Annotated in this window: 10 protein-coding genes, 2 tRNA genes and 1 pseudogene; 9 read left to right on the plus strand and 4 right to left on the minus strand. The window is 64.8% G+C overall.

Going from position 1 to position 7,044, the window contains the following annotated elements:
* Positions 1-9 precede the first annotated feature (9 nt).
* The 6 genes from GVL61_RS04170 to GVL61_RS04195 all read left to right on the plus strand — a co-directional run bounded on the left by GVL61_RS04170 (position 10) and on the right by GVL61_RS04195 (position 3,632).
* On the plus strand, positions 10-582 hold the full coding sequence (locus GVL61_RS04170) for a hypothetical protein (RefSeq protein WP_159977271.1): 573 nt from the start codon (positions 10-12) through the stop codon (positions 580-582).
* A 177-nt stretch (positions 583-759) separates the two neighbouring features.
* Entirely contained in the window at positions 760-1,053 is a 294-nt protein-coding gene (locus tag GVL61_RS04175; protein ID WP_043972205.1) for a YggT family protein, read from the plus strand.
* Positions 1,053-1,949, plus strand: a complete 897-nt coding sequence (folD, locus tag GVL61_RS04180; RefSeq protein ID WP_159977273.1) for a bifunctional methylenetetrahydrofolate dehydrogenase/methenyltetrahydrofolate cyclohydrolase FolD — start codon at positions 1,053-1,055, stop codon at positions 1,947-1,949. Before GVL61_RS04175 ends, folD begins: the two co-directional genes overlap by 1 nt.
* Positions 1,946-2,665, plus strand: a complete 720-nt coding sequence (locus GVL61_RS04185) for a hypothetical protein (protein ID WP_159977275.1) — start codon at positions 1,946-1,948, stop codon at positions 2,663-2,665. The genes folD and GVL61_RS04185 overlap by 4 nt, the downstream gene beginning before the upstream one ends.
* A 3-nt stretch (positions 2,666-2,668) precedes the next feature.
* Positions 2,669-3,295 carry a MarC family protein gene (locus GVL61_RS04190; RefSeq protein ID WP_159977277.1) on the plus strand — a complete coding sequence of 209 codons (627 nt, stop codon included), beginning with the start codon at positions 2,669-2,671 and terminating at the stop codon, positions 3,293-3,295.
* 10 nt (positions 3,296-3,305) lie between these two features.
* Complete coding sequence (locus tag GVL61_RS04195; protein WP_159977279.1) at positions 3,306-3,632, plus strand: YnfA family protein; 327 nt, start codon at positions 3,306-3,308, stop codon at positions 3,630-3,632.
* Between the two features lie 49 nt (positions 3,633-3,681).
* Here the strand turns inward: GVL61_RS04195 and GVL61_RS04200 are convergent, their stop codons facing one another.
* The 3 genes from GVL61_RS04200 to GVL61_RS04210 form a co-directional block, all read right to left on the minus strand.
* Positions 3,682-3,873, minus strand: a complete 192-nt coding sequence (locus GVL61_RS04200; RefSeq protein ID WP_159977281.1) for a hypothetical protein — start codon at positions 3,871-3,873, stop codon at positions 3,682-3,684.
* A 209-nt stretch (positions 3,874-4,082) separates the two neighbouring features.
* On the minus strand, positions 4,083-4,697 hold the full coding sequence (locus GVL61_RS04205) for an LON peptidase substrate-binding domain-containing protein (RefSeq protein WP_159977283.1): 615 nt from the start codon (positions 4,695-4,697) through the stop codon (positions 4,083-4,085).
* 7 nt (positions 4,698-4,704) lie between these two features.
* Positions 4,705-5,607 (minus strand): tetratricopeptide repeat protein, encoded by a 903-nt coding sequence (locus GVL61_RS04210; protein WP_159977337.1) that lies wholly within the window; start codon positions 5,605-5,607, stop codon positions 4,705-4,707.
* A 233-nt stretch (positions 5,608-5,840) separates the two neighbouring features.
* Here GVL61_RS04210 and GVL61_RS04215 point away from each other — a divergent pair.
* From GVL61_RS04215 to GVL61_RS04225, 3 genes are all read left to right on the plus strand, one after another.
* Positions 5,841-5,915, plus strand: a tRNA-Gly gene (locus GVL61_RS04215).
* A gap of 160 nt (positions 5,916-6,075) precedes the next feature.
* On the plus strand, positions 6,076-6,423 hold the full coding sequence (locus GVL61_RS04220; RefSeq protein WP_159977285.1) for a hypothetical protein: 348 nt from the start codon (positions 6,076-6,078) through the stop codon (positions 6,421-6,423).
* Positions 6,424-6,555: 132 nt separating this feature from the next.
* Positions 6,556-6,630: transfer RNA gene (locus GVL61_RS04225), tRNA-Gly, on the plus strand.
* A gap of 82 nt (positions 6,631-6,712) precedes the next feature.
* Here the strand turns inward: GVL61_RS04225 and GVL61_RS04230 are convergent.
* A pseudogene (locus GVL61_RS04230) lies at positions 6,713-7,044 on the minus strand (SAM-dependent methyltransferase); the annotation flags it as partial.

The following is a 7,044-nucleotide window of genomic DNA, read 5'->3' on the forward strand; positions in this document are numbered from 1 at the left end:
TCTAAGCACATGCGTATCAAAGCCGCCCTCGCCATCGCGCTCTCGGGAGCCGCGCTGATGCTTGCCGCCTGTGACAAGAGCGGCGATACGCCGGCCGGTGTGGCTAGTTTGGCTCCCAATACAGGCGCCAGTTCTGACGCCAGCGGCGCGGTGGGCGAAGACGGGCCTGTCACGGATGCCTCCGGTGCGGCCGCCGGGGCTGCTGTCGCCAGTACGCTCGACATGGGCGCGCTGACCGAGCGCCGCGATCCCGAACGCCTGCTGCGCTATTACGTCAGCGCCATCCGCGTGGGCGACTGGGCCAATGGCGCCAGGGCGTGGAGCCTCGATGCCGAGATGACGCCCGCCAAGCTCGAAGCGGAATTCGGCGGCAAGGCCGGCCCAAAGCTGGCGGTCGGCAAGGGTGACATGGAAGGCGCGGCCGGCTCGCTCTACTACGAAGCGCCGCTGGTGGTCGACTTCGGCGACGGGCGTCCCTCCAAGCGCGGAACCATCGTGCTGCGCCGCGTGAACGACGTGCCCGGTGCCAGCGGCGAGCAGCTTAACTGGCGGATCGAGCGGACCTCGACGCTGACGAAGTAAGGGGCAGGGTAAAGGGCGGGCCGGCGTTCCCGTCGGGGCCATCATTTCTCGATGTCACCCGCATCTCGCCGTTCGTCGATCCCCACCCATCTACGGTGGACGCACCCTTGCCCCGATGCCGTTTGCTCGGCTATCAGCGCGGCCTGAAAGCGCATTCGCGCAGAAAAGGAGCCGGCGTTGCTGTTCTTCACCCTCTACCAGATCGTCGATTACCTCATTAACATCATCGTCTTCGTGGTGATCGTGCAGTTCGTGCTGGGCCTGCTGATCGCGTTCAACGTGGTCAACATGCACAACCAGTTCGTCTCGGCGATCTACACCGCGCTCAACGCGATCCTCGAACCGATGCTCAAGCCCATCCGCAAGATCATGCCCAATACCGGCGCGATCGACTTCTCGCCGATGGTTCTGATCATCGGGCTGACGATCCTGCAGATCATTCTGGGCAACCTCGCAAGGGCCTACGGCTGATGAGCACGGCGGCTATCATCGACGGCAAGGCTTTTGCCGAATCGCTGCGCACGCGCGTCGGCCATGTCGCGGCGGACTTCGCGGCGAAAGCCGGGCGCAAGGCCGGTCTCGCAGTCGTCCTCGTCGGCGAGGACCCGGCAAGCCAGGTCTATGTGCGCAACAAGGGCAAGCAGACACTGGCCTGCGGCATGGAGAGCTTCGAACACAAGCTCTCCGCCGATGCTGCCGAGGCCGATCTTCTCGCCGTCGTCGCGCAGTTGAACGACGATCCGGCGGTGGACGGTATCCTCGTCCAGCTGCCCCTTCCGGCGCACATGAACGAGGCGAAGATCATCGCCACGATCAACCCGGACAAGGACGTTGATGGCTTCCACGTCGTCAATGTCGGGCGTCTGGCCACGGGCCTGCCGGGCTTCGTGCCGTGCACGCCGCTGGGCTGCGTGATGCTGCTCAAGGACAAGCTGGGCTCGCTTTCGGGCCTGGATGCGGTCGTGATCGGACGTTCGAACATCGTCGGCAAGCCAATGGCGCAGCTTCTTATCGCGGAAAGCTGCACCGTCACCGTGGCGCACAGCCGGACGAAGGACCTGCCCGAAGTAGTGCGCCGCGCGGACATCGTCATCGCCGCCGTGGGCCGCCCGGAAATGGTCAAGGGTGATTGGCTGAAGCCCGGCGCGACCGTGATCGACGTGGGTATCAACCGCGTTCCGGGACCTGAGGAAGGCAAGACCAAGCTGGTCGGCGACGTCGACTTCGCTTCGGCCAGCGCGGTCGCAGGCGCGATCACGCCGGTGCCGGGCGGGGTGGGTCCGATGACCATCGCCGTGCTTCTGCGCAATACGGTCGTCGCTGCGCATCGCAACATGGGCCTCGCCCTCGACGAGAGCGCGCTTTGAAGCGCCTTGCGCCCGCCTTGGCGCTGCTTGCGCTGGCGGGCGCACTGGCTTCCCCGATGGAGGCCGCGGCGCGGCGCAAGGGTTACGACGGTCCGCCAGGTGCCGGCACCGCCAATCCCAGTGCGCTGGTCGCCGCGGAAATCGCCTTTGCCCGCATGGCGCGCGAGAAGGGTCAATGGACCGCCTTTCGCGAATATGCGGATGACGATGCGGTGATGTTCGTGCCGCAGGCGGTGCTGGCGAAGGACTGGCTTCGCGGCCGGGCCGACCCTTCTGCGCCGGTGCAGTGGCAGACCCATCAGGTCTGGATGAGCTGCGACGGCACGGTCGGCGTCACCAAGGGCGGCTGGCAGCAGCCGGACGGCAAAACGGGCTATTTCACCACCATCTGGAAGCGCCAGAAGAAGGGCAATTTCCGCTGGATTCTCGATCAGGGGGATACCCTGGCGCAGCCGCTGGTGGAACCGGACATGCTCTCCGCTTCGGTTGCGGATTGCGACAGGCGCCATCAGGGACCGCATCCCGAGGGGACCATCGTGGTCGAGGAAAAGTCCGGCATGGTTCGTCCGAAGGGTTCGGGCGAGTCCGATGACGGCACTCTGAAATGGACGTACACCGTCGCGCCGGACAATTCGCGTACCGTGGCGGTGTCGATGCTCAAGGGCGGGGAACAGCGGCAGGTGTTCTCGCTCGATATAGCCGCCGGGGAACGGTAAAGAATGTACGAACTCTTCGTCAGCGCCTTCATCACCCTGTTCGTGGTGATCGATCCGCCGGGCTGCGCGCCGATCTATGCCGGGCTTTCGGCCGGGGCGAGCCGTCGTCAGGCGATCGTCATGGCGGCGCGTGCCTGCCTTATCGCCAGCGGTATCCTGATCGTCTTCGGCCTGTTCGGCGAGCGCCTGCTGGGCGCGTTGCACATCGAACTGGACGCCTTCCGTATCGCGGGCGGCATCATGCTGTTCATGATCGCGGTCGACATGGTCTTCGAAAAGCGCACCCAGCGCCGTGAGGAGCGTGCCGAGAAGATCATGGCCAATACCGAGGTCGAGGACGTCTCGGTTTTCCCGATGGCGATGCCGATGCTGGCAGGCCCCGGCTCGATCGCGACGATGATGCTGCTCACCTCGCGCGCCAAGGGCGATGGGCAGACGATGGTGATCCTGGGTGCGATGCTGGCGGTCATGCTGCTGAGCTTCGCCGCGCTTGCCTCTGCCGGGCCGCTGATGCGGGTGCTGGGCGATAAGGTGGAGGCGGTGATTACCCGCCTGCTTGGGGTCCTGCTGGCCGCGCTGGCGGCGCAATATGTCATCGACGGTGTCAAGTCGTCCCTGCTTCCGGGATGATGCTGCGTTGATGCCGGCTTTCGCGATATACGCCGGTGCGGCGTTGGCGGAGATTGCTGGCTGCTTTGCGTTCTGGGCGTGGCTGCGTCTGTCGAAAAGCGTGTGGTGGCTGGTCCCCGGCTGCGCTTCGCTGGTGCTGTTCGCCTACCTGCTGACGCTGGTGGACACCTCGCAGGCGGGCCGCGCCTATGCAGCCTATGGGGGTATCTACATCTCTTCGGCCCTGATCTGGCTATGGCTGGCCGAGGGCGTGCGGCCTGACCGCTGGGACATATTGGGCGCAGGCCTGTGTCTCGCGGGCGCCGCAGTCATCCTGCTGGCCCCGCACAGGGCGTAACTGCTCGCTCCCCCGGCTGGATGAGGGGATTTCTACCCGTCGATCGGCGCTATCCGTCGACCGGATAATGCTCCGGCAGGCCACCGAGAGCGATCGGCGGGCCTACCTTGCGGCGCGAGCCGTCATGGGTGAAGGCTGCCTGAAGGGCTAGGGCGGTGCCTATCAGCAGCATCCACAAGCCCAAAGTCAGAGCCAGAATCGTTTTGAAATGAAATCGGGAACCCCGGACGCGCTTCTTCATGACGCAGTCTCCCTGCATCGCGCCTTCCCCAGTTGCAGACTATGTTGAGCTGGCGCCTTGCACCAGCGATTTTCCTGCGGGGGGAGGTAAAGGCGGGACGAAGCGTGCAGCAGGCATGGCCGGGACGTTCATGCTTCAGGTGTTTGCGGGTCTATCGACCTCCGCTCGGCCTGATCCCGTCGCAAGCGTCGGGCACAACCTCGCCCGGCCTACTGTAAAGTCGCGCCGTCCTCGTCATCATCGCCGCTGGTGCGACCGAAGAACTGCATGAGCTGGACCAGAAGCTCGCACCGCGCGCCAAGGCCGGATGCCTCCAGCAGGGCCTGCTTGGCGGCAGGGTCGAACGGCGCGATCTGCGAGACGCCGTTGATCAGCGAGAGATCGTCGAGCCGTCCCACCTGATCCCAATCGACCACGTAGCCTTGCGCATCGGCGAAGCGGCGGGCTTCGCGCTCGAAGCTGGCGCGCTCGATGGGGGCGAGGACTTCGCCGTTGTTCTCCGCCAGCAGTTCGGCCTCGACCTGCCGGAACGGCGTCGTCACGACCAGTTCGCGCAGCACCCTGAAGCGGGTCTCGCCCTCCAGTACGATGTTGAAGCGCCCGTCTTCCAGCGCCTCCACATCGCCGATCCGTCCCAGGCAGCCCACGGTGTAGAGCGTGGAGCCCTCCGCAGGGCGCTGTGGCTGGATCATGCCGATGCGCCGGTCACGGGCCAGCACATCGCTCACCATCGCACGGTAGCGTGGTTCGAAGATGTGGAGCGGCAGTTGCAGTCCCGGATAGAGGACTGCGCCGGCGAGGGGGAAGATCGTGACCCGTGCCAACTCTGGCTCAGCCGAACAGCACGGTGGAAAGCTTGCGCCGGGTTGCCGATACCCACGGATCTTCCAGCCCCACGGCCTCGAAGATCTCCAGCAGTTTCGTGCGTGCGGCGCTTTCGTTCCACTCGCGGTCGGCAGCGACCATGCGCAGCAGCGTCTCGGCGGCGGCGTCACGCTCTCCGGCTGCAAAGGCGGCGGCGGCGAAGGCGAACTGCGCCTCCATGTCGGCGGGGCGCTCGGCGGCGGCCGCGCGCAAGGCGGCCAGTTCGCTGTCCTCGGGCTTGTCCTGCACCAGCGCCAAAGCTTTGCGGGCGCGTTCGACGTTCGGATCGGCGGTCAGCGGCTCGCCCAGCGAATCGAGGACCTGCGCGGCCTCTTCCAGTCGCCCGGCGGCGACGAAGGAGCGGATCAGCCCGGCGATCACTTCGCCGTTGTCAGGCGCGACCTCAAGGATCTGCATGTAGATGCTGGCGGCACGCTCGCCATCGCCGTCAGCCAGAGCTTCCTCAGCCATGGCGATCAGCGGGGCGAGGTCCACTTTCGGTTCTGCGCCGGCGGGCTGCACGGGCAGCTTTTCCAGCAGCTGGTCGAGCATCGTCTTGAGTTGCGATTCGCTGCGGGCATTGGTCAGGTCCGCCACCGGCTGGCCCTGGAAGATCGCATAGACCGTCGGGATCGAGCGCACTTGGAACTGCGAGGCGATGAACTGTTCCTCGTCGACATTGACCTTGGCGAGGATCACTCCCTTGTCAGCATATTCCGCCGCGACCTTTTCGAGGAGCGGGGTCAGCGCCTTGCACGGCCCGCACCACTCAGCCCAGAAGTCGAGAATCACGAGCTGGGTCATCGAAGGCTCGACCACCGCCTGGCGAAACCGGTCCACTGCCTTCTGCTCGTCGAGATTGAGACCCATGCTGGCCAAGATTCGTGCTCCCGTAGTGGTTGAAGGCTGTATGTCGGCACCTTAGATCGGGTTTCCGGGGCCGTTTGTGAAGGGTTAATGCGCTGTCGCCTGCGGTAATTCCCGGTGTCTCGCGACGTCTTGCAGTTTTCTTGCACTTCCCTCTTGCGGGGTTTGGAAACCGCTGCTAGTGGCGCCCCTCCACACCGGACCCGGCCAACGCCGCCCGGTTGGATAACGCCAGAGCGGGCGTAGCTCAGTGGTAGAGCACAACCTTGCCAAGGTTGGGGTCGAGGGTTCGAATCCCTTCGCCCGCTCCAGTTTCTCCTGACATGCAGTAGAAATTGCCGTCCAGCCTCATTGGGGCTTGGGCGGTTTTCCCGCGTTCGCCATACAGTTTTTCGACAAAACGTGGCGCGGGCGCGCGTGGTTACATAAGTTCAATTTGAATCGACTGTGCTGCAACGCGATAATGAGAACATGCAAAGCATTTTCCGAATCGCGTTCTGGGCCGCGCTGGCCTTTGCCGTCACCATGGCGGTGCTGCCGCACCCGCCGCAGCTGGCGGGGGAGATGAACGATAAATTCCAGCATATGATGGCGTTTGCCACCCTCGCCGTGCTGGCCGTGCTGGCCTATCCGCGTACCTCGAAAATCAGAATCGCGCTGAGCCTCGTGGCGGTCGGCGCGGGGATCGAGATCGTCCAGATGATCCCGTTCCTGCACCGCGATGCGGAATGGATGGACCTTGCCGCCGATACCTGCGCGGTTCTGGTTATGCTGGCAGTGGTGACGCTGGCATTCGGCTGGCATCGCCGCACACGTTAGGCGCCGTTTTCGGCGTGAATTGCGCTTCGGCCTTTTTTCCGGTTCACCCCTCTTGCCGAGGGGGCAAAGCGCTGCTAGTGGCCCCTCCACCCGGACGGATCGCCTTGGCGAACCGCTCCTTTAAACGCCAGAGCGGGCGTAGCTCAGTGGTAGAGCACAACCTTGCCAAGGTTGGGGTCGAGGGTTCGAATCCCTTCGCCCGCTCCAGTTTTTACGGTATTCCCAGATAAATCGTTGGTCGAATGCAGGACGGTTTGCCGCCCTGCATCCTTGTGTCCTGTCCACCTGGTCAGGCCGTGGGACTATGCGCCGTGACGATCCACGCAGCCGCATCGATCATGACCGAGCGTTCGCCCGGACGCCGCGCAAAGGCAGCCCTGACGGCGGTTGCAGCGCGGCTGCGCAGGTCGTCGTCCTGATCGGCCAGCGCGCGGGAAAGGGGGCCAACCTCGAACGCCATCTCCAGCGCGTCCTCGACGGCGGCTGCTCGCGTCTCGCCCTGTCCGAAGGGAATGGCCTGCGTGAAAGGCACGATGGCGACCTGGGTGAAACCGGCGCTCTGCAGAACCCGCGTAATCCGCGCCGGATCGCCGAATGAGAACGGGCCGGGCGCCTCGGGAG

This window comes from Novosphingobium sp. 18050 (assembly GCF_902706195.1).
GTDB lineage: Bacteria > Pseudomonadota > Alphaproteobacteria > Sphingomonadales > Sphingomonadaceae > Novosphingobium.

Coding starts and splice junctions, on each gene's coding strand:
- GVL61_RS04170 (WP_159977271.1), top strand. CDS start 10: ATGCGTATCAAAGCCGCCCTCGCCATCGCGCTCTCGGGAGCCGCGCTG.
- folD (WP_159977273.1), top strand. CDS start 1,053: ATGAGCACGGCGGCTATCATCGACGGCAAGGCTTTTGCCGAATCGCTG.
- GVL61_RS04190 (WP_159977277.1), top strand. CDS start 2,669: ATGTACGAACTCTTCGTCAGCGCCTTCATCACCCTGTTCGTGGTGATC.
- GVL61_RS04195 (WP_159977279.1), top strand. CDS start 3,306: ATGCCGGCTTTCGCGATATACGCCGGTGCGGCGTTGGCGGAGATTGCT.
- GVL61_RS04200 (WP_159977281.1), bottom strand. CDS start 3,873: ATGAAGAAGCGCGTCCGGGGTTCCCGATTTCATTTCAAAACGATTCTG.
- GVL61_RS04210 (WP_159977337.1), bottom strand. CDS start 5,607: ATGGGTCTCAATCTCGACGAGCAGAAGGCAGTGGACCGGTTTCGCCAG.
- GVL61_RS04220 (WP_159977285.1), top strand. CDS start 6,076: ATGCAAAGCATTTTCCGAATCGCGTTCTGGGCCGCGCTGGCCTTTGCC.